We start from the raw sequence: 21,935 nt of genomic DNA, 5'->3' as shown, positions 1-21,935 counted from the left end.
ATTAGCTGTCAGAATCGGCTGTCAATGCGTCCAGTGCCTTGGTCAGCTCGGCAACCGTCTCGGCATGCTCACGCGGGTGCTTACCATCGAAAGCCGAGGAGGCCACCGCGAGCTTGACGTCCTCGAGCACGTTCGCCGTCGCAATCCCGGCCGCCTTGCGCGTCTCATCGATCGCCCAGATACCGCCGTAGCGGCCCGCCGAAGTCCCGATCACGACGGTCGGCTTGCCCTTGAAGACGCTAGAACCGAAGGGGCGCGACAACCAGTCGATCGCATTCTTCAGCGAGCTCGAGATAGTGCCGTTGTTCTCGGGGCTGACCAACAACACCGCATCAGCAGCGGCAACAGCCACCCGCAAAGCCTCGGCGGCCGCAGGTGCACCACCCACACCATCTAAGTCCTCGTTGTAATGCGGAAGATCGCCCAACCCCTCATAAATACTCACACTCACACCCGCCGGCGCGTTCTCAGCCGCAGCCTCAGCAAGCTGCCGATTGACCGATGCCTTACGCAGGCTTCCGACAATTGCCAGCACGTTCTTCTCTGCCACTTTCTCGGCCATGGGAACACCTTTCACCAGAACGGCACGTTTGTCGTACCTACATCCTGTGTCTCTGTCACGTTCTATAATACGGACTGCGGTCCGCATTGTTCCCCGGCGCTATTATCGAGGAGTTATGCCTGGTCAAGAAATACCCCTGCTTTCTGTCGACCTTGCGCAGAATCCTGCCCGGGAACGTGCCGTTGCCACGCGCAACCGCGTTCTCCTCCTGGAAGCTGCACAGCAGATCCTCGACGACGTCGGTCCGGACAATATGTCCATGGATGCCGTCGCCAACGCGGCAGGCGTCGGCAAGGGGACCCTCTTCCGCCGATTCGGCAGCCGCACCGGACTGCTGCTGGCACTGCTCGACCACGAAGAGCACATCGAACAGCAAGCATTCATGTTCGGGCCACCGCCCCTGGGACCCGATGCACCTCCGCTGACCCGGCTCATAGCGTTCGGACGCGCCCGGCTCGCCTTCCTGGAACGCCACCTCGACCTCGCACGCGCCACCACCGCCGATGCCGACGCCTGGCACAACGCACCGCCCACCCTGCTGGTCCGCGCGCACATCCGGATGCTGCTGAGCCAGCTCGAATGCACCGGAGACCTCGACGCACAGACCCATGCCCTGATGTCGATCATCGATCCGGGGTACGTGCACTTCGCCACCACCGCCAACGGCCAGTCACTGACCCAGCTCGGCGACGCGTGGGAGGACCTGGCGTGCAAGGTGTGCGCACGCTGACCGAGCGTTCTACAGTCGGGCAATGAGCACCCTTCGCGAAGAGATCCGGTCTGCCCTCGACGTCTCCCCCACGATCGATCCGGCAGCCGAGGTGTCGCGACGGGTGGGATTCCTCAAGGACTATCTAAGAGTCAGCGGGACAGCGGGATTCGTGCTCGGCATCTCCGGTGGACAGGACAGCGCCCTGGCCGGGCGGTTATGCCAGCTGGCGGCGCAGGAGTCACGGCTCGAAGGGACGCAGGCCGAGTTCATCGCCGTGCGGTTGCCCTACGGCGTCCAGGCCGACGAGAGCGATGCCCAAGTGGCCCTTAGGTTTATCGATCCCGACCGCTCCCTCGTCATCAACGTCAAGGGCGCCTCCGATGCCGCAGCCGATGCTGTCGCCGATGCACTCGGCGAGACACCGTCGGACTTCGTGCGCGGAAACATCAAGGCCCGGGAACGCATGGTCGTCCAGTACGCCGTCGCCGGTCAGCACCGGTTGCTCGTGGTCGGCACCGATCACGCCGCCGAGGCCGTCACGGGATTCTTCACCAAGTTCGGCGATGGCGGTGTCGACGTCACCCCGCTCACCGGACTCACCAAACGACAAGGCGCACAAATTCTTTCTCATCTCGGCGCCCCGGAGAGCATCTCCCACAAGGTGCCCACTGCCGATCTGGAAGATGACCGGCCCGCACTCCCCGACGAGGCCGCACTCGGCGTGACGTACGCACAGATCGACGATTACCTGGAGGGCAAAGCGGTCACCGTCGAGGCCGCCGACCGTATCGAACGGTGGTACCTGCAGACCCGGCATAAGCGGACCGTGCCGGTCACCCCGTTCGACGGCTGGTGGCGCTAGGAGCCCGGCGAGGGCGGATTGGAATCCGATTTCTGGAATCCGGGACGCAGCGCATTCGTGAAGGCGTGATTGACGAGCCGCATCGCAACGCTATAGGGCCACCACAGCGTTCGCTTGAACAGATAGAGCGCGCGGATGTCGATCCCCGTGTACACCAGGTAGCGGTTGTGGCGGATGCCTTTGACAATGCAGTCGGCCACCGTCTCGGGCGTGGCCGCGTGGCCGACGAACCGATTCATCCACTTGGCCACGTTCTCGTTCTCGCGGTCCACTCCGGCAATGTCGACGGTGCGTACCAGTGGAGTGTTGACGGCGCCGGGCACCACCACGGTGACGCCGATCTTGTAGCGAGCCAGATCGAAGCGCAGCACCTCCGAAACGCCACGCAGTCCATACTTGCTGGCGCTGTAGGCGGCATGCCACGGCAGGGCGACAAGCCCGGCCGCCGAGGACACGTTCACGATCTGACCACCGCCACGCGCCTTGATCATCGCGGGCACAAAACTCTCGATGACGTGGATGGGCCCCATCAGGTTGATATCCACCACGGAGCGCCACTGCTGATGGGAAAGCCTGTCCACGGATCCCCACACGGAGATCCCCGCGATATTGAGTAGGACATCCATGCTCGGATGCGTCGCCAGGATGTCGGCCGCGAAGGCGGCCACCGCGTCATAGTCGGAGATATCGAGCGCCCGGTAGGCACTGACCTTCCCTCCGGCGGCCTTGATCTCCTCGACAACGGACTCGAGCCCGTCTGCGGCGCGATCGGTCAAAAACAGCTCGGCGCCCTCGCGCCCCAGACGCAGCGCGGTGGCCCGGCCGATCCCGCTGGCGGCCCCGGTGACGAAGCATCGCTTACCGGTGAAGTCGTATGCCATTACTGAACCGTACCGGCCGTGATTCCTGAATTTCTGCGCGGTCCACTAGCAAACGGTACCTTCGGAATATGACGATGGATGGCACCCGATCTCGCCGCAGTTGGTTACCCTGGGCAACTACAATTGCAGTAGTGCTGATAGCCGCCATGGCATGCGGGGGCGGCTCACGCAGCCTTAGCCAAGCTCCTCAGGAAGGTGGCCCCTCCGCCACCGCGGCTCCCACCTACACCCAACCCCCGGCGGCGCCCATGCGTGGCTCGATGCAACAGGCCCCGCAATACGGCCCGCCGACAGCGGCCACACGGGACATCGTCAAAACCGGGACCATGACGATCACCGTGCCCAACCCGTCCGAAGCCGCCGACAAGGCGGCCGCCCTCGCCGAATCGGCCAACGGCCGGGTGGAGAGCCGCTCCGAGGACGCCGGATCCGGATCAAGCCGTGCGCGCACCTCCATCGTGCTGCGAGTGCCCGCCGCCAAGCTTGACGGCGCTCTTCGCGATCTCAAGGAACTGGGCAAGGTCAAGTCGGCCGACACCAAGAGCGATGACGTGACCTCGCAGCGAGTCGATCTGGATGCCAGAATCGCCGCGTTACAGACCTCCGTCGACAGGCTCCTGGGGATCATGCGCGATTCCAAGGACACCGAAGCCCTGATTCGGGCCGAAACCGAGTTGTCCAAGCGTCAAGCCGACCTCGACAGCCTGCGGGCACAGCGCAACCAGCTCGGAGAACAAGTGGCCTACAGCTCGGTCACCGTCACATTCCTCGCCGAAGAAGCCGGCCTGCCTCCGACACCTCCCGAGTACCAGGGATTCTCCGGACAGATCGAGCGTGGCTGGGATGGGCTCGTCGCGGCGGGCAATAGCGTGCTGCTGCTGTTCGGGTTGCTGCTCCCCTGGCTCGGCGCGCTGGCCGTGCTCGGCGGAATCGGTTACGGCGCTCGCCGGGCAGTGCAGCAGCGTCGATCAGGGACCGCGCCGCTATCGCCCCAAAAGACTGACACGCCATAGGGTCTCGATAACCCTAAGCGCCCGCGCGGGATCAGTGTCACGCCCGACGAATGAGCTGTCGCCCGACACGGTGGACGCGGTGAGCGCCACCAATGATCGCACGAGCGCGGGCAGATCCTCCGAAATCGGCTGCGCGCCACGTTCATTCACTTCAATCTCGGCGATCTTGATGATCTTCTCGATGACCACGTCGGTGAGGTCGTCGAGCAAACCGGCAATCGTCGGATCGGTGATGCGCGCCTCCTGGCACGCCTTCATCAACGGGTCGTTATGCGCGAAGGAGGCCGCGGCGCTACCCACCATGCGGTTGGCGAACTGTTCGGGAGTCTCCTCCTCGCCCCGCGGCGCGAAGTAGTGCGTGAGCTCGTCGAGTTCCGCAAAGGCGTCGCCGACCATCTGCGCGAGCACCGAATACTTGCTGTCGAAGTAGAAGTAGAACCCCGACCTGCCGACGCCGGCTCGCTCACTGATCGCACTCACCGACAGCTCGGCGAAGCTGTGGTTTTCCGCGATGAGTTCGGCAACAGCCGTCATGATCGCGTCGCGCTGACGATCACCACGGGTCTGCGTGCCACTGCGCGCTGGACTGACCACTTGCACAGTTTGCACTGAAACACCGTATGAACAGAACTTGACACCCGTCAAGTTCTGTGGCGAAGATGATCTAGAGCACACCGAAGTGCTCGTCGCGAGCGAAGGAGCCACGCCCAATGGCGACGATCAGCAGCACCGATTACCTCATCGACCAGGCCAAACGACGTCTTCCCACCATGAACACCCTGCCGGGCATGGCATACGTCGAGAACTACCTCAACAATCGCGACTGGCCACTGACCGAACTGGCGCCGCCGCCGCCCGGAAGCGGTTTGAAGCCGGTAATGGGTGATCAGGGCCTGCCGATGCTCGGGCACATGATCGAGATGTTCCGCGGGGGAATCGACTGGGTCCTCAACATGTATCAAGAACGCGGCCCGGTGAGCTGGTCACAGACCCCCATCGGCAAGATCGTCGCCGCGCTGGGCCCCGACGCCACCCAGGCGGTATTCAGCAATGCCAACAAGGACTTCTCACAGCAAGGCTGGGTTCCGGTCATCGGGCCCTTCTTCAGCCGCGGGCTGATGCTGCTGGACTTCCAGGAGCACCGCGAACATCGTCTGATCATGCAGCAGGCGTTCCTGCGCAGCCGTCTGGCCGGCTACGTGGAGCAGATCGATTCGGTCGCAACCGAGATCGTCGCCCAGTGGCCGACCAACGACAACCGCTTCCTGTTCTATCCGGCCATCAAGGAACTGACCCTGGATGTGGCCTCGGTGGTGTTCATGGGCAATGAGCCGCATTCCCAACATGAGCGGCTCGAGAAGGTCAACAAGGCGTTCGTCGCGACGACCCGCGCCGGTGGCGCCATCTTCCGCTTCGGCCTGCCTCCCTTCAAATGGTGGCAGGGATTGCAGGGACGCAAGCTGCTCGAGGAGTACTTCGCCGAGCGTGTCGGCATTGCACGCCACAAGGAATCAGGTGCGGATATGTTGACGGCGCTGTGTCACGCCGAGACCGATGAGGGCGATGCCTTCACGGACACCGACATCGTCAACCACATGATCTTCTTGATGATGGCGGCGCACGACACCACCACGTCGACCACCACGACGATGGCCTATTACCTGGCCGCGAATCCCGAATGGCAAGAACGGGTTCGGGACGAGTCGGACCGTCTCGGCGACGGCCCGCTGGACATCGACGCACTGGAGAAGCTGGAAAGCCTCGATCTGGTGATGAACGAGGCGTTGCGTCTCGTGACGCCACTGCCCTTCAACATCCGCTCCGCGGTGCGCGATACCGATCTGCTCGGGTTCCACATTCCGGCCGGAACCATGATCAACATCTGGCCCGGTATGAACCACCGGCTGCCCGAATTGTGGACGGATCCGGACAAGTTCGATCCCGACCGGTTCGCGGAACCGCGAAACGAGCACAAACGTCACCGATATGCCTTCTCGCCGTTCGGCGGGGGTGCGCACAAGTGCATCGGCATGGTGTTCGGCCAGCTGGAGATCAAGGCCGTCATGCACCGACTGTTGCGGCAGTACCGTTTTGAGTTGGCCCATCCCGACTACGAGGCCAAGTGGGACTACGCCGGTATGCCGCTGCCGATCGACGGCATGCCAATCGTCCTGCGCCCCTTGCGCTGAGTGCGCTGAGTGCGCTGAGTGCGCTGGAGGCTAGCAACCAAGACGGTTGGCGCAGGCAGTGACCGCCTTGAGCGACGACGTGGTGGCATCGTGCGCACGGCCCATCGCCCAGGCGGTGCTGGTGCCGTTGGTACCGCACACGAAGGTGCACGTCTGGTCGCCGTCATGTAGTTGATGAAAGCTGAGAGTCTCCATCGGTATCCCGCGCTCGGACAGCATGGCGGTCAGCGCCGCCATGGGCCCGCACGCGGCAGCCGTCGATGATTCGATGTGCTCACCGATCGCGAGCGTCGCTTGGTAGACCCCGTCGGTTTCGGACCACTGGCCCAGCCTCAACGATCCCCCGCTGCGCTCGTACGTCTGACAGAACGAGGCCCACGACATGTCGCCGGCCTCTTCGCGCAGACCGCGCGGCAACGGGACGCCGAAGCGGTCCGCGAACGGATCAGGACCTGTTGAAGGATCGAGCTGCGGGGAAATTGTTGTTGAGGAGTGCATGTGCCGGTCTTTCATCCGAAAGGGAAGGTGACCGACAGGCAGTAGCTTCGACCCACAGCGAGGGGTCGGTCTGAATCAGACCCCGCTGCGGGTTGCTACTACGAGTTGACCGGAGAAGTGCTGCACAGAGGAAACACTAGACGCGGCCTCTGATTAGCGCAAATACTTTCCCAGGACCAGCATCGATCGTTCGTGATCGGGATCCGGCGGATCGTCGACGAGAGCGTGTAGGCGCTCGGTGATGGTGTCGCCATCCAGGTGCGTGCCGATGAGCACGAAACTCGCCCCCTGTGAGAAACCTGTTGCCTTCGCTGCGTCCTCAACGCTGATGTGGTCCCCCACAGTGTGCACGGCGAGCGTCTTGTCACCGAACCGCACCACGCCCTTGATGCGGTACACACCGGCGGGCTGGCTGTCGAGGAACTCAATCAGGCGCCGAGGATGCAGAGCTTGCTCTGTCGCGAATTCGACGGTCTCGTAATGGTGATGCGCATGCTGATGGTGGCCGTGATCCTCGCGGATGAGGTCCTCCAGCGAGAGCTGACCGATCGGCGCGGGGCGTTCCTTCTTATCGAACAGCAGCCGGGGGTCGACATCGGCGCCGGTGGTCTCCACGAGCGACGCGCGAGGGTTGCGTTCCTTGACGACAGCGCGCAGGTGAGTGCGGTCTGCTGCATCGGCCAGGTCAATCTTGTTGAGGACCACTAGATCTGCGAGGGAGAGGTGCTGGGCGATCTCCGGGTGCCGGGCCGCGACGTCCTCGTATTGGGCGGTATCGACGACGGTGACCAGTCCCCCGTAACCGATCCGGCTGTCCTCGGCCGCCGCCGCGAGCACCATGCGCACCAGCGGCAAGGGCTCAGCGAGCCCGCTCGCCTCGATGACGATGGCATCGATATCGCGGCTGGCGAGAGCTGTCAGCATGCCGGCGAGCTCATCGTCGTCAGCGGTGCAACACAGGCATCCATTGGACATCGTCATGGTCGAGTCAACTTGACCGGCAACCAGCATGGCGTCGATATTGATGGCCCCGAAGTCGTTGACTACGACACCGATTCGCACACCCAGGGTGTTGCGCAACAGGTTGTTCAGCAGCGTCGTCTTACCGGCACCCAGGAAACCGGAGACGATGGTGACCGGGATCAAGCTGGGTTCTCGACACTTCTCCGCACGCCACCAGTGTAGGTAAGGCCGGCAACTAGTTCATGGTGGAGATGACCCCCTGGACGGGAATGCGCGAAGTACCGTCGGAGTTACCGGTCGTGGACTTACGAGAGGAACACCATGCCGCAGAAAGTCGTCATCGCCGGTGGCCACGGACAGATCGCCGCGCATCTGATCCGCCTGCTCGCTGCGCGTGGCGATGCCGCCGTCGCGCTGATTCGCAATCCTGACCATGCCGCCGATGTCCGGGCATGGGGCGGGCAACCGCTGGTTCTCGACCTGGAATCGGCCGACGTGAGAACAGTCGCCGACGCCCTGGCGGGGGCCGATGCGGCCGTCTTCGCTGCGGGCGCCGGACCGGGCAGCGGTCCAGCACGCAAGGACACCGTGGACCGCGCCGCCGCCGTACTACTCGCCGACGCCGCGGAGCATGCGCAGGTGCGCCGATTCATTCAGATCAGCGCTTTCGGCGCCGGTGAACCCCCGCCAACCGAAGGTGACGAGTCGTGGATCGCCTACGTGATCGCCAAGACGGCCGCCGAGGAGGACCTGCGCGCTCGTGACGGCCTGGATTGGACCGTCCTGCGTCCCGGTCTGCTCACCGACCAGGAGCCCACCGGTTCGGTCACCTTGTCGGCGAGCAGGATTGAGCGTGGTTCGGTACCCCGCGCCGACGTAGCGGCGGTGACCGCCGAACTGCTGACCGCGCCGAACTCGGCGCACGACATCCTGTTTCTCACCGAGGGGGCCACCCCGATCCCCAGCGCGGTGCACGCACTCTAGAGCAGGCTCGGTCCCGGCCCCTCAGGACTGGCGCGGGAATGGAGGCCAACCTCCGGGAGATCGCCGAGCGCTTGTCGCGCTAGCCGGTCAAATTCTCGGGCTCGGCCCAGCCGATCAGCTCGTCGCGGGCACGGGCCACCCGCGACCGGATGGTGCCGATCGCACAGCCGCACACGTCGGCCGTCTCCGCGTAGGACAACCCGACAACCTGGGTCAGCACCAACGCCTCGCGTCGATCATCATCGAGCGCGGCGAGAAGCGCCTTGAGTTCCACCAACTCCTCGAACCGGTGCGCCGGGCGACGCAGTGAGGCTTCCTCGAGATCGGCCCCGTGTGCGATACGCGGCCGAGACTTCAGGTGGCGAATGTGGTCGGCCACCACGCGGCGCGCGATGGACAGCAGCCAGGTGCGCACCGTCGAGCGTCCGGCGAAGCGTGGGAGGGCGCCGAGTGCCCTCAGGTACGTCTCCTGGGTGAGATCGTCGGCGACACCGGTATCGGCCAGATAGGCGACGAATCGCCACACGTCGGACTGGGTTGCCTTCACCAGAGATTCGAGGGCGGATTGGTCACCACGACCGGCGGACAGCGCAAGCTCAAGTAGCTGCTCGTCGTCGGTGCCGGTGGCCACGACTCCTACTCTATGTCGTAGACCTTCCGGGGTGAACAGCGGGAACTCTTTAGCTGTTTCATCCGACCAATCTCCCGTGACATATACCGAGGATCGGCCGGAGGCTCAAGAGTCCCAACCCGACAGCGTGTGGGGACGATTCGCACCGATCGTGTTGCGCCTGCACTTTTATGCAGGGCTGCTGGTCGGACCATTCCTGCTGGTTGCAGCGCTGACCGGGCTCGCATACGCACTGGTGGGGCAGGTCGACGCCGCGGTGTACCGACACGAGCTCAAGGTCGATTCCGTCGGATCCCAGCAGCTGCCGATGTCTCAACAGGTGGCGGCGGCAACGGCGGCACAGCCGGCAGGCACGGTGACGTCCATCCGCCCACCAGCACTCCCCGACGACACCACCCGGGTGGTGCTGGCCGTCCCCGACAACGCCGACGTTCCCGCCGATTACTCGCGCACGGTATTCGTCGACCCCTACAACGGGCAGATCCGCGGAACATTGACCACGTACGGTGAGTGGCTGCCGGTGCGCGCCTGGTTCGACGAACTTCACCGGAACCTGCATCTGGACGCGTTCGGGCGCAACTACAGCGAGCTCGCTGCCAGCTGGCTGTGGGTGGTCGCTCTCGGCGGACTGTTCCTGTGGATCGGCTATCGCCGCCGCACCGGGCGGCTGAGCAGGATCGCCCTCCCCGATCGCGACGCCACCCCACGCCGTCGCAGATTGACGTGGCACGGCGCCATCGGTATCTGGATAGTCGTTGGACTGCTGGCGCTTTCGGTGACCGGCCTCACCTGGTCGCGGTATGCGGGCACCAATATTGGCAACATCACCCAGGCGATCCGGCCCGCACTGTCCACGGAGCTCGACCCGACGGTAGCCAAGCCGATGACCGGACACGAACACCACGGCGCCGTCCCCACATCAACAGGCGATCCGCTCGCCGGCGTCAACACGGTACTGCAGACGGTGCGCGAAGCCGGGCTGCGCGGCCCGTTGTGGATGACGCCACCTCCCGAGGCCAACACGGCCTGGCTGGTATCGGAGCGCAAGCGCGATCTCCCTACCTACCTCGATGCCGTCACGGTGAATCCAGCCAACGGGGAGATCACCGGGCGCAGCAATTTCGCCGACTGGTCGCTACTGCAGAAGTCGACCGAGTGGGCGATCGACGGCCATATGGGCATCCTGTTCGGGATCCCGAACCAGATATTGGTGGCGCTCATTGTGATTGGGCTCATCACTGTCATCACGCGCGGCTACCTGATGTGGTGGCGCAGGCGCCCGACCACGAGCAAGCGCTGGCCGGTGCCCCCGCGACGCGGCGGTTTGCTCGCCCTCAAGCCGCTGGAGCTGCTGGCCCTTGCCGTGGTGGTCATCGGGATTGGCTGGTTCACGCCGCTGCTGGGAATCTCGCTGGCCGTGTTCCTCGCCATCGACCTCGTATGGGGGTTCGTGGCCGCCCGCCGGGCCGGGGTATCAGGCGGCTGAGTTATCCGTGGAGCGCAGATGCCGCTCCCCCGAAGCCACTTCATCAAGGAACACGGCACGGTGCTGATTGGGCGGAGTGCGTCCGGCGCGGTAGTCGCGCAGGACCAGCAGCGCGAAGATCAATCCGAGTAGCACCGGCGAATGACTGATGATGCGCGCCAGCGTGACCTGGCCATTGACGGCATCGTTGATGACATATCCGGTCAGTACAAGCGCGAATGCGCCCAGCACTGTTGCCATTCCGGCTGCGGCGGCGGGACGTACACCGGCGATCACCATGGCCACACCGAGGGCCACCACCCAGGCGGTGGATTCGTTCATCAGGTGCGCACCGGTCATCGCACCGTGGTGATGCGAGGACACCATTCCGAAGTCGATGCCGGCGACCTGCATACCGGCTACACCGAGCTGGAGCAGCCCGATGAGCACCAGCGCGCACCGGTTGATGTTGTGACGGGCCCAGTGCGCATACCGGGCCGTACGGGTGAGGGGTTCGACAGCGGCGGCAGCCAAGATCTGCCCGGTCAGGTCGTGGGTCGGAGCCGAACGCGCGTAGGCGAACTGACGGTCCAGCCCCCGTGCCCGCCCCAGCCATTCCCGGCAGGACGCGCAGGAGAGCACATGCTCATCCAGACGCTTGCGCGCGACGCTTGCCTGCTCACCGTCGACCCACGCCGACAGCTGCTCGCGCACTTCCTGACAGTTCACCGCTCCATCGTCGCCTATCGCGTGAAGTTGGGTGTAAAGACCCCCTGATCTGCGGGCGCCTAAAGCGCCGCGAGCAGCTGATTCGAGTCCGCTGCATGGTCACCATCTTCAGCGCGGCCGCAGGGGATCTATACGTGCGCTCCCCACCCGAACACCCGCGAGGTCAACAGAACCAGGCCCAGAGACACCGCAGCCACGACCACGAGACCGATTACCGCGACCACAAGCGGACGCCAGCCACTGCGGGCGATTTCCCGGAAGTTGGTGTTCAGTCCCACCCCGGCGAAGGTCAGCAGAAATGCCCACTTGGAGACGTTCACGAGGTTGTTGACTTGGCCCTTAGTCAGCCACCCGAGAGTGACGACGGTGGACACCGCCAGGAAGCCCAGCACGAACTTCGGGAACTTGTCCCATACGAACGCGGCCTTGGCCTTGATCCCCGGCGCGAGGGTGTCCGCCTCGCCCCGGGCCGCCCAGTAAAGAGCGAACCCGAGCACCACGAATCCGATGAGCGCGTTGCGCGTGGATTTGACCACCGTCGCGATGTCGCCGGCATGCTCGGAGTAGAGACGTCCGGTGGCGACGGTCTCGGCGGTGTTGTCGACGGCCAGGCCGGCCCACAGTCCGAACTCGTAGTCGGTCAGGCCCAGCCCGTGGCCGATCGCCGGCAGAGTGAACAGCGCCACCGCACCGAGCGCAAGGATAGCGGCGATGGCGTAGCTGACATCCGAATTGCGCGCTCGGATGGCGCCTTTAGCCGCGATGATGGCCGATACCCCGCAGATCGAGGTTCCGATGGCCAGCAGAGATCCCAGCTTGCCGCTCAGACCAAACCACTTGGCCGCCAGCAGAATGATAGCGCCCGCGACCGTCATGTCGATCAGGATCTGCACCAGACTGGTGCCACCCAATTTGAGGACATCGCCCAGCACGAACCGTGCACCCAGCGCGACGATGCCGATCTTAAGCCAGAACTCATACGTCTGCACGCCGGGCCGGAAGATGCGATGCAGCCCGATGGTGTTGGTGATCAGCAGGCCGATCACGATGGCCCACAACACATATTCGACGTCGGGGACGGTCCAGTGCTGTGCCTTCGCCAGGTCCTTCCACCAGATCTGCGCGTACTTGCCTAGTAGACCCACACCGACGAGCAGCAGGATGCCGGGTACGTAGTCGAGAGGACGGGTGGAGGTGAAGCTCGCCTCAGGGTTGTCGTAGGCGTCGTCGGCGGTCTGCGTCTCGGTCTTTGACGTCATCGGGTCACCACGGAATCTTGGGCAGCACGTTGGCCACCGCGAGTAGCGCGATCGCACCGGCGATGATGGTTGCCCACCAGTCGACGCCGATGCGCGCGAGGAGAGAGGTCGCGGGCTGGCCGTCGGCGGGTGCCGCGGCGCCGGGCTGTTCGTCGGTCACGGACCAGAATCTTCGTGGGGCGCCACCAGGCTCACAAGACATCCGCTCGCATTGAGTCGAGGCGGGGTGCGGCATCAAAACTTGACACCCTGTCAAGTACAGTCGACGACGCCCGCAGACAACGCCGTCGGAAGGTCCTCGTCCGTGTATCCAGGTACCCACGCCGCCCAGTTCCCCGACAAACCCGCCGTCGTGATGGCAGGTTCCGGGACCACGCTCACCTACGGAGAATTGGACGAGCAGTCCCGACGGCTGGCCCGGCATTGGTACGACAGCGGGCTGCGCACGGGCGATCATGTTGCCCTGCTCAGCGACAACGTCCCCGAGGTGTTCGTCGTGTACTGGGCTGCCCTGCGGTCGGGCCTCTACATCACCGCGGTGAATCATCATCTGGCTCCGGCGGAAATCAGCTACATCATCAACGACTCGGGGTCCACCGCACTCGTCGCCGCCGCCGGTGTGCGTGAACAGGCCGCGGCGATTCTCGGGGATATCCCGGCGGTAACGCTGCGCCTCGCTTTCGGCGGAGAGGTGACCGGCTACGACTCATACGAAGACGCCCTCGCCGGCGCGGCACGCGAACCGCTGCCCTCCCAGCCCGCGGGATCGGACATGCTGTATTCCTCGGGAACCACTGGGCGCCCCAAGGGAATCAAGGTGCCACTGACGAACCGGCAGGTCGACGAGCCCAACCCGCTGTCCATGCTCTTCGCGCATCTCTACGGCTTCGATGCCGACACGGTGTACCTGTCCCCCGCTCCCGCGTATCACGCGGCCCCGCTGCGCTTCTCCGGTTTTGTGCAATCGATGGGCGGCACCGTGGTGGTGATGGAACGTTTCGATCCCGAGGCCGCCCTGGCCGCGATCGAGCGGTATCGCATTACCCACAGCCAATGGGTGCCCACGATGTTCGTGCGGATGCTTAAGTTGCCCAAGGAAATTCGTGACCAGCACGATGTCTCCACTCTGAAGGTCGCAATCCATGCCGCCGCGCCCTGCCCGGTCGAGGTGAAGCATTCGATGATCGACTGGTGGGGGCCGATCCTCTACGAGTACTACTCGTCGACGGAAGGCAATGGCGTCACCTTCATCGACTGCGAAAACTGGCTCAAACGCCCGGGTTCGGTCGGCAGCCCCGCACTCGGGGTGCTGCATATCTGCGACGAAGAGGGTGCCGAACTGCCGACCGGCGAGGCCGGGCTGGTGTACTTCGAACGCGAGGAGTTACCCTTCACGTATCACAATGACGACGAAAAGACCCGTGGTGCTTGCCATCCCACGCACAGCACGTGGACGACGACGGGCGATATCGGGTACGTCGACGGCGACGGATTCTTGTTTCTCACCGACCGCAAGGCGTTCATGATCATCTCCGGGGGTGTCAACATCTACCCGCAGGAGATCGAGAATTCCCTGGCATTACACCCTGAGGTGTTCGATGTCGCCGTCATCGGGGTGCCCGACGCCGAGATGGGCGAATCGGTCAAGGCCGTGGTGCAGCCCGCCGACCCGTCAGCAAATCGGGAGGCGCTCGCCGCCGAGCTCACCGAGTTCCTGCGCGAACGGATCGCCCGATACAAGGTGCCACGCAGCTTCGACTTCACCGATACCCTTCCGCGCACCCCCACCGGTAAGCTGGCCAAAGGACTGCTGCGCCAGAAGTATTGGGAAGGGGCTCGATGAGAATAGTGGCCGCGATCTGCATCGCCGGGGGGCTGCTCGGAGGATGCTCGATGCCCGCCACTCAGCAAGGACCATCGAGTACCACCGTCCCATCGATTCAGCCGGGCGTCATGCCCCAGCTGGTCGGGTTGCAGTGGACCGATGTGAACCCGATTTTGCGTAAGTTGGGCCGAGTGAGCGTCGCGACCAAAGAGGTTCCCGTCGATGACGCCCATCAGAAATCCCGGATTATCGCGCAAGATCCCTCGGCCGGGGCGCACCTTGTGCCGGGAGCCAAGATCACTCTGACCTTCGGGATATAAGGCGCGACAACACTATTCGAGTATCGCCCGCGGTAGGCTCTTCTTGAGCAGGTCGATGATCCAGTCAGGCGAAAGGTCGTCATCGACCAATCCCTCGATCGCTATTCCCTTAGCCAACGCGAGAATTGCGCGCGCCAGGGTATCCGGTGGCGCCGGCAGCGGATTTCCGCTTTCTGCCTCCAGGTGCCCCAGCAGGGCCGCGAGAGCTTGCCTGGCCATTTGGTCTCTCGCGGCGAGCTGCTGACGCAGTTCGGGGTTGGCCCGGCCCGACAGTGCGACTTCGGATTTGAGTAATGCCCACCGCCGATCCCCCATGGACTTGGTCAACCAGGTCTCAAAACGGGTGAACCGCTCGGGTGGCATATCAGCGGCCACCGCCATGATCTCCTGGAACTGCTCTTCCGTATGCGTGTCGAGAACGGCGAGCGCCAGGTCCTCTTTGCTCTTGAAGTTCGAGTACAGAGCGCCCCGACTGAACCCTGCCGCCTCAGCCACCTGATCCGTGGATGTCGCCGCATATCCATTCTGCAAATACAGCTGCGTTGCCGACTCAATCAGCTTGGCGCGAGTCAGCTCCTGTGACTCCATTCGGCTGAGGCGTTTCGGCACCAGGTCAATGTACCGACACCTGCTCGGCCATCAGGGCCCTTGACACGACAGCACCCCATTGGGATGCTCACTGCATTCACATACAGCTTGTATTTGAATACGCAAGGTTCACTCACTGAGGAGGGGAATGAACACATACCCGGATCGCCCGATCGCCGGTTCACGGATCGTCATCACCGGTGCGACGAATGGGATCGGCAAGGAGATTGCCCGTGCTCTGGTGCGGCGCGGGGCGATGCTGACCCTGCTGGCCCGGGACCCGGACAAGGCCACCGCAACCATCCGCGAACTAGCGGCCGAGAACGGCGCGATCACGGCACCGGAGTACATCCAAGCCGACCTCGCCGATCTCGAGTCGGTGCGGGCAGCGGCCCGCGAGGTCGCCGAAACGCACCCCCGGATCGATACGCTGGTGAACAACGCAGGCATGCACTCGCTGTCCGGCAAGCCCAGCGTGGACGGCTTTGACCTGATGACGGCGACCAACCACCTCGGCCCGTTTCTACTGACCAACCTGCTGCTCGAATCGATCATCGCCGCGGATCGGGCACGCATCGTCATCACCGCGTCCGAAGCGCATCGCTCATGGCCACGCATCGACTTGGAGCGATTCGCCGAGCCGAGGCGCTACAACGCGATCGGCTCCGAGGTCCGGTACGGACAGTCCAAACTGATGAACATCCTGTTCACCCAGGAACTCGCTCAACGGCTCGAGGGCACCGACGTGACGGCCAACTGCTTCTGCCCCGGCATGGTGTCGACGGGACTGGTTCGGGACAGCCGCATCCTTACCACCGCGGCAGGTCTGGCCTCGCGCACACCGTTCGTGCGGCGCCCCGATCAGGGAGCCCGTATGGGCATCCGGTTGGTGCTCGACGACGACCTCTCGACGACCACTGGGCAGTTCTTCACCTCGACCCCCGGCCTCGGCGCGCTACCCGCCGTCCGGATCCGCTCGGACCAACAAGCCCAGCAGGAGCTGTGGCGGCGATCCGGTGATCTCGTGGGTCTCTAGGAGGCGATCATTTCGTGGCTTATCCGGCGTGAGGCGTCACTGCTTCGCCAACGCGGCTGCGTAGAGTGCGAGTTCGTCACCAACGTTGGCAACGGTAACGCCACCGGCCGTTTCCATGGCCGCCTCGAATCTGTCGCGCACCTGCTCGATGGTGAGCTGCGCGGAGGTAACTCCGTACGTCTCGCCAAGGAACACCCGCGCGAATCGCCCACCGCCCGCACTGAAACTGACACCGGAACATGGAACCTCCGCAGAAACCAGGAAGGCCGCCACCGGCGCCACGGCTGCGGCGGGAAACGTGTCGCGAAGCCAGGTCAGCGCCGGCTCGGGCATGTTCTCCACCATCCGCGTGAACCCCACCGGAAGCAGCGCGTTCACCTTGATGCCGTACGCCGGTCCAGCAAGTCCCAAGTTCGTTGTCATACCGATCATTCCGGCCTTGGCCGTCGGATAGGTGCAGGCCTCACCCTGTCCGAACATGCTGCTGGAGGAGATGTTCAGGATCCGTCCGTATCCCTTGTCGACCATCGCCTTCCATGCCGGGCGCAACACGTTGAACGGCCCACGCAGCTGAACACCGAGCACGGTATCGACATCCTCATCGGTGAGTTCGGCGAATGTCTTGATAGGCCCGATGATTCCCGCGTTGTTGATGACGATGTCGACCCGACCCCATGCGTCCAGTGCGGTTCCGACGATGGCACGTCCACCATCCCCAGTGGCGACAGTATTCGTGTCAGCGATCGCTTCACCGCCGAGCGCTTGAATCTCGGCGACCACCGAATTGGCGGGGCTATCGGAGCTTCCCGTGCCGAGAAGCTCGTCGGGCGAACCGATATCGTTGACAACGACTTTGGCACCTCGGCCGGCGAGCAGCAGCGCGTACTCGCGCCCGAGCCCACCGCCCGCACCCGTGACGATCGCCACCCGCCCGTCGAATCGGATGTCATTCATTGGCTGCTCCCATCGGTTCGATGACTTCATGTGCGAATCGCTCGAGGAGCGAAGTAATATGTCCTGCTGAGAGATTCGACAGAGCAAGCATGGTGGCGTCGATGATCAGTTCGTCCACGCCGGCTTCGGCGAAACGCTGTGCCTGTCGGCGGCGCTTGTCGGGGTCACCGCTGAATGGCCAGGCGTCGACGTCGACGGTCGGATATCCCGCCATGTACCGCACCTGCACCTGGCCCCGCGGGCGCCCGGCGTCACGGCACGCCTGCACGTATTGAGAAATCTCCGACGGCGGTTCGGGTGCACCCAGCACGATGGGGTGCCATCCGTCGGCGCGCGCCGCCCGGCGGATGGCGCGTGGCCCGCCTCCGCCGAAGTAGACCGGCGGCCCGTTCCGGCCTGCGTGCCCCTTGGGGAACATCCGGATGTCGTGATAACTCGTCCACTGACCGTCGAAGCTCGAGGTGTCGGAAGTCCACAAGTCCTGCCAGACACGGAGGTCCTCATCGGTCCGCGACCACTTGTCAGTGAAAGCTATTCCGAGCGCCTTAAATTCGGGCTCGAGTCGACCCACCCCGACGGCGACGGCAAGCCGTCCCTCCGCGAGGACGTCGAGTGTCGACAGGTATTTCGCGGTGAACACCGCCGGGCGGTACGGCGAGACAAGAACACTGGTCCCCAGGGTGACCCGAGTGGTCTTACCGGCGAGGTAGGCCAGGGTGGCCAGAATTTCGGTCAGTTCATCGGGCAGGAAGGGTGTTTCCGCGGGCACGATCACGTGATCACTTGCCCACACCGAGTGGTAGCCGCTGTCTTCTGCGGCGCGGGTGATCTCGGTGATCGGACCGGGCGCGGCCAGATGTGAGAAGTGCGGTAGCGCGACACCGAAACGCATGAGTGCTCCGATCAGTTGAGGAAACGGCTTAGGACGTCGAACGAGTCGAGCGCCGTGACGGCAGCGACGGCCCGTTCGACACCGACACGGGCAATATCACCTGCCTGCAAGCGATCCCCGAAGGCCGCGGTGACGATGGCGCCGATGTAGAAATGGGTGGCCGCTGCACGGTGCAGCTCCCACAGCTCGCGGCGATCCAGATCCGGGCCGCCGTGCTCTGCCAGGCGTCCCCGATACTCGTCGAGCAGCTCGCGTTCATGGGACCGTGCGATACCCGGAGTCAGCGAGGAGATCAGGAAGTACGCGACGTCCCGTATTGCCGGAGCACGGGTAGCCACCTGCCAGTCGAAGAAGCCGGCGCTACCGTCCGGGTTGAAGAAGATGTTGCCCAGGTGGGTATCGCCGTGTGTCAGCGTCCCGGGCATGCCTGCCCAGAAGGTGTCCACCGCATCACCGCGTTGGTCCAGCATTCGAGCGTCCTTCTGAACATCCTGCGGCACACCGTTAATCGAGCGTTTCAGTGCGGCCGCCTTCACTTGCTCGGCGATGGCGCGCTGGGCCCCGGAGTTGATGAGGCAGTGCAGGTCGCCCCCGAAACGGAGACTGTTCCAAAAGCGAGCATGCAACGCCGCGAGGGTGGCGAGAACCCGGCTGGCGTCCTGTGGCGCGCAGCCCGCGCGAACGTCATCGAGCCGGCAGCCGCGGGCGGCGAGGTCTTCGATGAGCAGCACTCCCCGACCACGACGACGATCCCACTGAGTGACATAGCCTTTCGGGGCGACCTCGGGTACCTCGGGCAGTATTTTCCGGTAGATGTCGATTTCCCGCTCACCGAGCCCGAGGGCGTTCAGGAACAGCCGACCGACGAAGGCAGTGGGCGCAAACTTGAGGAAGATCGTCTCCGGACCGATGCCCGGTGTTCGGTATTCGATGGCGAGACGAGCGCGGCTCGCGGTGCCGTGATGCTCGTCGGCGACGGTGACGCGTTCGACGTCTCCCGGCCGAAATCCCAGGGCCGTTGCCATCCATACAGGGGTGACATCCTGGGCCGTCTTCGGCATAGTGCGGGCGGGAAGCGCGCGGTCCACGACGTACCGGGCGGACTGGTCGACCAGTGATCCCGCAGCTCGGACGGCCCCAAACACCCACGCCTCCATTCGAATTCATCTCGACATTGAGTTGAATCCTCGCCTCAACAGATACGTTATCCGAAATAACGCATCCGGCGCAAGGGTGGGTTTGAGCGCGCGGCTCGCTGGGCACGGTTATGGAAGACCACGGGTTAGCGCCCAGCTACGCGCGACAAAATCACCTCAATATGTGTATTCAGCTAGAACGGATCGCGCGCGCCACCGCGTCAAGGGCCATCAACCGCACCACATCGACATGCGCGGGCACCTGCCCGGTTGCGGCGGCAATGAAGGCGTCACCGTCAAATCGCGTGTGCGGCGGCGTGATCGCACGCGATAGTCCATCATGCGCGCCCTGGCTGACGATATGGCAGCCCACCTTGCCGAGCTGGGCGTTGGTGATGACCACGCCAATCGTGGTGTGCTGACGCGAATCGCCGAATCCGAAAACCTCAGACAGGGCCACCACCGGATCCAGCGACACGTCCTGCCCACCCTGGTCGACGTCGCCGTAGGCGTTTACCGCCACCAGCGCACCGACGATCACCCCCTGGGCAGCAACCTCGGCGTACCGGATACCGCCATGCCGGCGTCCGTCCGGGCCGCGCCAGTGCGAGGTGTAGGCGCCGGTACCCGCGCCGACTCGCCCAACCTGGAAATGTTGCCCGTCGGCCGAGTCTCGCGCCGCCGCATATCCGTCGTCTGCGGTGGGGCGAACCGAGGCTTCTCCGACCGCCAGATCGAAGAGCGCAAGCGTGGGAATCACCGGGACGAGCCCACCCGGCGTGGGCACCCCCCTGCCCGACTCCTCGAGGAACCGCATGGCGCCGTCGGCGGCGGCGAGCCCGAAGGCGGAACCGCCCGTCAGCACCACCGCGTCGATCGCGACCACCGACTTGTCCGGAGCCAAGGCGGCGAGCTCGCGGGAGGCCGGCGCACCACCACGCACCTCGCACGACGCGCACGTGCCCGGCGGCAGGGAAATGACGGTACAGCCGGTCTCCGCTACATCATTGGTCCAGTGCCCCACACCCACTCGGGGGATGCCGATACTTCGCGTGTTTCCCATACAGGCCAACGGTACTCAGCCCGCTCTTAGAGCGACAGCGCCTCCACCAGTGCCGGCAGCGCCGTGGCAGCGGTGGCCCGCCAGACGAGATCCGCACGATCGGATAGGTCGGTCTCATGTGGGTTGATCTCGACAACCGTCGTCCCGCGACTCAGTGCCAACTGCGGCAGGCCCGCGGCCGGATACACGATGCCGGAGGTCCCGATGAGCAGCATCAATTCGCAGTTCTGCGCATGTGCGACGGCATGCCCGAACTCGACCTCGGGCAGCATCTCCCCGAACCACACGATGCTCGGCCGGACTCTGCCGCCGCAATCGCAGCCGGGCGGAGCAACCCGCTCGGATTCGGGTACCGCGACACTGACGTCAAAACCGGTCTGGCAGGTGTCGCAATGAGATTTGAGCAGGCTGCCGTGAACGTGGGTGACTTCCGTGCTGCCGGCGCGCTCGTGGAGGTCATCGACGTTCTGCGTGACGATCCGGACATCGCGATGAGATCCCCACTGCGCCAAGGCACGATGCCCGTCATTGGGCTGCACGGCCATCAGTTGGATGCGTCGATTCTGATACCACGCCCACACGAGCCCCGGGTCCTCGTTCCAGGCTTCCGGTGTCGCCAGAGTCATCGGATCGTACTTCGACCACAGTCCCGTCTGAGCGTCGCGGAAGGTGGGCAGTCCGCTCTCGGCGGACATGCCCGCGCCGGTGAGCACCGTGACAGTGCGTGCCTTCGTCGCGGCGGCCACTAGCGCCTCGGGTACCTGTGTCACAACAGCCATTTTGCTATACGACGGGTCTATCCATCGGCGAGGTTCCTGCATCGCGGGGTGTGTTGGGTGACGTTGCCTGGGGTTGCCGCGTTGACGATGATCGGCACCACGTCGTTCAGGCCCGGGAAGAAGCCGGTGATGTTCAGATCGCAGAAGTGGGCGTTGCCGTAGGCGCCGTCACCGGTGATGCGGGCCAGGCCCTTGAGCAGCAGCGGCAGGTTACCGCCGAGGAAGGCCAGTTTCGGCTCGATTTCGACCATGTGTCTGGCGAAGCCGGGTTGGCGAGTAATGATCTCATCTGACGCTGGCGAGATATCGTTCGCTATTGCCGAGAGACGGTGCAGATTGTGTGCCAGCGAGCCCACCGAGTCGACCAGCTCGGGGCGGCGAGAGTCGAAGTCGGCCACCACTTTCCTGGTGTTGGTGATGGCCTTGTCGAGACTGTCGTTCTGCTGCGCCAAGTTACCCGTCACGGTACTCAAACTGGTGATCACATTGCCCAGAACCTGATCACGGCCCGCGAATGTCTTTGTCAACGTAGAAGTTTGATCCACCAGCGCGGTGATCGAGGCCTGATCGCCCTGCAAAGACTGGATCACACCC

The 21,935-nt window shown here is 64.2% G+C and carries 24 protein-coding genes and 1 pseudogene; 9 read left to right on the top strand and 16 right to left on the bottom strand.

Annotated elements, in window-relative coordinates; translation table 11 throughout:
* Nucleotide 1: 1 nt before the first annotated feature.
* Nucleotides 2-562, bottom strand: a complete 561-nt coding sequence (locus tag AC5Y5C_RS14520; RefSeq protein ID WP_499973323.1) for an NAD(P)H-dependent oxidoreductase — start codon at nucleotides 560-562, stop codon at nucleotides 2-4.
* Between the two features lie 115 nt (nucleotides 563-677).
* Between AC5Y5C_RS14520 and AC5Y5C_RS14515 the strand changes: the two genes are divergently transcribed.
* A complete protein-coding gene (locus tag AC5Y5C_RS14515) occupies nucleotides 678-1,292 on the top strand; it encodes a TetR/AcrR family transcriptional regulator (RefSeq protein WP_499973321.1) in 615 nt (204 codons plus the stop codon).
* Between the two features lie 22 nt (nucleotides 1,293-1,314).
* On the top strand, nucleotides 1,315-2,136 hold the full coding sequence (gene nadE / locus AC5Y5C_RS14510; protein ID WP_499973319.1) for an NAD(+) synthase: 822 nt from the start codon (nucleotides 1,315-1,317) through the stop codon (nucleotides 2,134-2,136).
* On the opposite strand, the gene AC5Y5C_RS14505 is transcribed toward nadE, so the two are convergent.
* The gene (locus tag AC5Y5C_RS14505; RefSeq protein WP_499973317.1) at nucleotides 2,133-3,017 is read right to left on the bottom strand and encodes an SDR family oxidoreductase; all 885 of its coding nucleotides are present in this window, start codon (nucleotides 3,015-3,017) and stop codon (nucleotides 2,133-2,135) included. The genes nadE and AC5Y5C_RS14505 overlap by 4 nt on opposite strands.
* Nucleotides 3,018-3,154: 137 nt before the next feature.
* Here AC5Y5C_RS14505 and AC5Y5C_RS14500 point away from each other — a divergent pair, with 137 nt between their 5' ends.
* On the top strand, nucleotides 3,155-4,030 hold the full coding sequence (locus AC5Y5C_RS14500) for a DUF4349 domain-containing protein (protein ID WP_499974530.1): 876 nt from the start codon (nucleotides 3,155-3,157) through the stop codon (nucleotides 4,028-4,030).
* Here the strand turns inward: AC5Y5C_RS14500 and AC5Y5C_RS14495 are convergent.
* Nucleotides 4,001-4,624 carry a TetR/AcrR family transcriptional regulator gene (locus AC5Y5C_RS14495; RefSeq protein ID WP_499974527.1) on the bottom strand — a complete coding sequence of 208 codons (624 nt, stop codon included), beginning with the start codon at nucleotides 4,622-4,624 and terminating at the stop codon, nucleotides 4,001-4,003. The genes AC5Y5C_RS14500 and AC5Y5C_RS14495 overlap by 30 nt on opposite strands.
* Nucleotides 4,625-4,740: 116 nt before the next feature.
* On the opposite strand from AC5Y5C_RS14495, the gene AC5Y5C_RS14490 reads away from it, so the two are divergent.
* Nucleotides 4,741-6,219, top strand: a complete 1,479-nt coding sequence (locus AC5Y5C_RS14490) for a cytochrome P450 (RefSeq protein WP_499973314.1) — start codon at nucleotides 4,741-4,743, stop codon at nucleotides 6,217-6,219.
* 30 nt (nucleotides 6,220-6,249) lie between these two features.
* On the opposite strand, the gene AC5Y5C_RS14485 is transcribed toward AC5Y5C_RS14490, so the two are convergent.
* Both AC5Y5C_RS14485 and AC5Y5C_RS14480 read right to left on the bottom strand, forming a co-directional pair.
* A complete protein-coding gene (locus AC5Y5C_RS14485; RefSeq protein WP_499973310.1) occupies nucleotides 6,250-6,717 on the bottom strand; it encodes a hypothetical protein in 468 nt (155 codons plus the stop codon).
* 153 nt (nucleotides 6,718-6,870) lie between these two features.
* Complete coding sequence (locus AC5Y5C_RS14480; protein WP_499973307.1) at nucleotides 6,871-7,863, bottom strand: CobW family GTP-binding protein; 993 nt, start codon at nucleotides 7,861-7,863, stop codon at nucleotides 6,871-6,873.
* A 138-nt stretch (nucleotides 7,864-8,001) separates the two neighbouring features.
* Here AC5Y5C_RS14480 and AC5Y5C_RS14475 point away from each other — a divergent pair, with 138 nt between their 5' ends.
* Complete coding sequence (locus AC5Y5C_RS14475; RefSeq protein ID WP_499973305.1) at nucleotides 8,002-8,664, top strand: NAD(P)H-binding protein; 663 nt, start codon at nucleotides 8,002-8,004, stop codon at nucleotides 8,662-8,664.
* Nucleotides 8,665-8,743: 79 nt separating this feature from the next.
* Here AC5Y5C_RS14475 and sigC read toward each other — a convergent pair whose 3' ends face one another.
* Entirely contained in the window at nucleotides 8,744-9,295 is a 552-nt protein-coding gene (sigC, locus tag AC5Y5C_RS14470) for an RNA polymerase sigma factor SigC (RefSeq protein WP_499973303.1), read from the bottom strand.
* Nucleotides 9,296-9,371: 76 nt separating this feature from the next.
* On the opposite strand from sigC, the gene AC5Y5C_RS14465 reads away from it, so the two are divergent.
* Nucleotides 9,372-10,781 (top strand): PepSY-associated TM helix domain-containing protein, encoded by a 1,410-nt coding sequence (locus tag AC5Y5C_RS14465; protein WP_499973302.1) that lies wholly within the window; start codon nucleotides 9,372-9,374, stop codon nucleotides 10,779-10,781.
* Here the strand turns inward: AC5Y5C_RS14465 and AC5Y5C_RS14460 are convergent.
* The 3 genes from AC5Y5C_RS14460 to AC5Y5C_RS14450 all read right to left on the bottom strand — a co-directional run bounded on the left by AC5Y5C_RS14460 (nucleotide 10,770) and on the right by AC5Y5C_RS14450 (nucleotide 12,908).
* The gene (locus tag AC5Y5C_RS14460) at nucleotides 10,770-11,489 is read right to left on the bottom strand and encodes a DUF2275 domain-containing protein (RefSeq protein WP_499973300.1); all 720 of its coding nucleotides are present in this window, start codon (nucleotides 11,487-11,489) and stop codon (nucleotides 10,770-10,772) included. The genes AC5Y5C_RS14465 and AC5Y5C_RS14460 overlap by 12 nt on opposite strands.
* Nucleotides 11,490-11,617: 128 nt before the next feature.
* A complete protein-coding gene (locus tag AC5Y5C_RS14455) occupies nucleotides 11,618-12,748 on the bottom strand; it encodes a YeiH family protein (protein ID WP_499973298.1) in 1,131 nt (376 codons plus the stop codon).
* Nucleotides 12,749-12,752: 4 nt separating this feature from the next.
* Nucleotides 12,753-12,908 carry a hypothetical protein gene (locus AC5Y5C_RS14450; RefSeq protein ID WP_499973296.1) on the bottom strand — a complete coding sequence of 52 codons (156 nt, stop codon included), beginning with the start codon at nucleotides 12,906-12,908 and terminating at the stop codon, nucleotides 12,753-12,755.
* A 144-nt stretch (nucleotides 12,909-13,052) separates the two neighbouring features.
* On the opposite strand from AC5Y5C_RS14450, the gene AC5Y5C_RS14445 reads away from it, so the two are divergent.
* Nucleotides 13,053-14,591: an acyl-CoA synthetase gene (locus AC5Y5C_RS14445; RefSeq protein WP_499973294.1), complete on the top strand. Its 1,539-nt coding sequence runs from the start codon at nucleotides 13,053-13,055 to the stop codon at nucleotides 14,589-14,591.
* Between the two features lie 110 nt (nucleotides 14,592-14,701).
* Nucleotides 14,702-14,893: a PASTA domain-containing protein gene (locus AC5Y5C_RS14440; RefSeq protein ID WP_499974523.1), complete on the top strand. Its 192-nt coding sequence runs from the start codon at nucleotides 14,702-14,704 to the stop codon at nucleotides 14,891-14,893.
* 12 nt (nucleotides 14,894-14,905) lie between these two features.
* Here AC5Y5C_RS14440 and AC5Y5C_RS14435 read toward each other — a convergent pair whose 3' ends face one another.
* Nucleotides 14,906-15,502: a TetR/AcrR family transcriptional regulator gene (locus AC5Y5C_RS14435; RefSeq protein WP_499973293.1), complete on the bottom strand. Its 597-nt coding sequence runs from the start codon at nucleotides 15,500-15,502 to the stop codon at nucleotides 14,906-14,908.
* Between the two features lie 127 nt (nucleotides 15,503-15,629).
* On the opposite strand from AC5Y5C_RS14435, the gene AC5Y5C_RS14430 reads away from it, so the two are divergent.
* Nucleotides 15,630-16,517 carry an SDR family NAD(P)-dependent oxidoreductase gene (locus tag AC5Y5C_RS14430; RefSeq protein WP_499973291.1) on the top strand — a complete coding sequence of 296 codons (888 nt, stop codon included), beginning with the start codon at nucleotides 15,630-15,632 and terminating at the stop codon, nucleotides 16,515-16,517.
* A gap of 36 nt (nucleotides 16,518-16,553) precedes the next feature.
* Here AC5Y5C_RS14430 and AC5Y5C_RS14425 read toward each other — a convergent pair whose 3' ends face one another.
* From AC5Y5C_RS14425 to AC5Y5C_RS14400, 6 genes and pseudogenes are all read right to left on the bottom strand, one after another.
* Entirely contained in the window at nucleotides 16,554-17,471 is a 918-nt protein-coding gene (locus AC5Y5C_RS14425; RefSeq protein WP_499973289.1) for an SDR family NAD(P)-dependent oxidoreductase, read from the bottom strand.
* Entirely contained in the window at nucleotides 17,464-18,363 is a 900-nt protein-coding gene (locus AC5Y5C_RS14420; protein ID WP_499973287.1) for a TIGR03619 family F420-dependent LLM class oxidoreductase, read from the bottom strand. Before AC5Y5C_RS14420 ends, AC5Y5C_RS14425 begins: the two co-directional genes overlap by 8 nt.
* Nucleotides 18,364-18,374: 11 nt before the next feature.
* On the bottom strand, nucleotides 18,375-19,508 hold the full coding sequence (locus AC5Y5C_RS14415) for a phosphotransferase (RefSeq protein WP_499973284.1): 1,134 nt from the start codon (nucleotides 19,506-19,508) through the stop codon (nucleotides 18,375-18,377).
* A 181-nt stretch (nucleotides 19,509-19,689) separates the two neighbouring features.
* Nucleotides 19,690-20,562 (bottom strand): P1 family peptidase, encoded by an 873-nt coding sequence (locus tag AC5Y5C_RS14410; RefSeq protein ID WP_499973282.1) that lies wholly within the window; start codon nucleotides 20,560-20,562, stop codon nucleotides 19,690-19,692.
* A gap of 26 nt (nucleotides 20,563-20,588) precedes the next feature.
* On the bottom strand, nucleotides 20,589-21,332 hold the full coding sequence (locus AC5Y5C_RS14405) for an SIR2 family NAD-dependent protein deacylase (protein WP_499973280.1): 744 nt from the start codon (nucleotides 21,330-21,332) through the stop codon (nucleotides 20,589-20,591).
* 26 nt (nucleotides 21,333-21,358) lie between these two features.
* Nucleotides 21,359-21,935: pseudogene (locus AC5Y5C_RS14400) on the bottom strand (mammalian cell entry protein); the annotation flags it as partial.

This window comes from Mycobacterium sp. NGS15 (assembly GCF_059813245.1).
The sequence above is the reverse complement of the archived record's forward strand: the minus strand, read 5'-3'. Positions and strand labels throughout refer to the sequence as shown.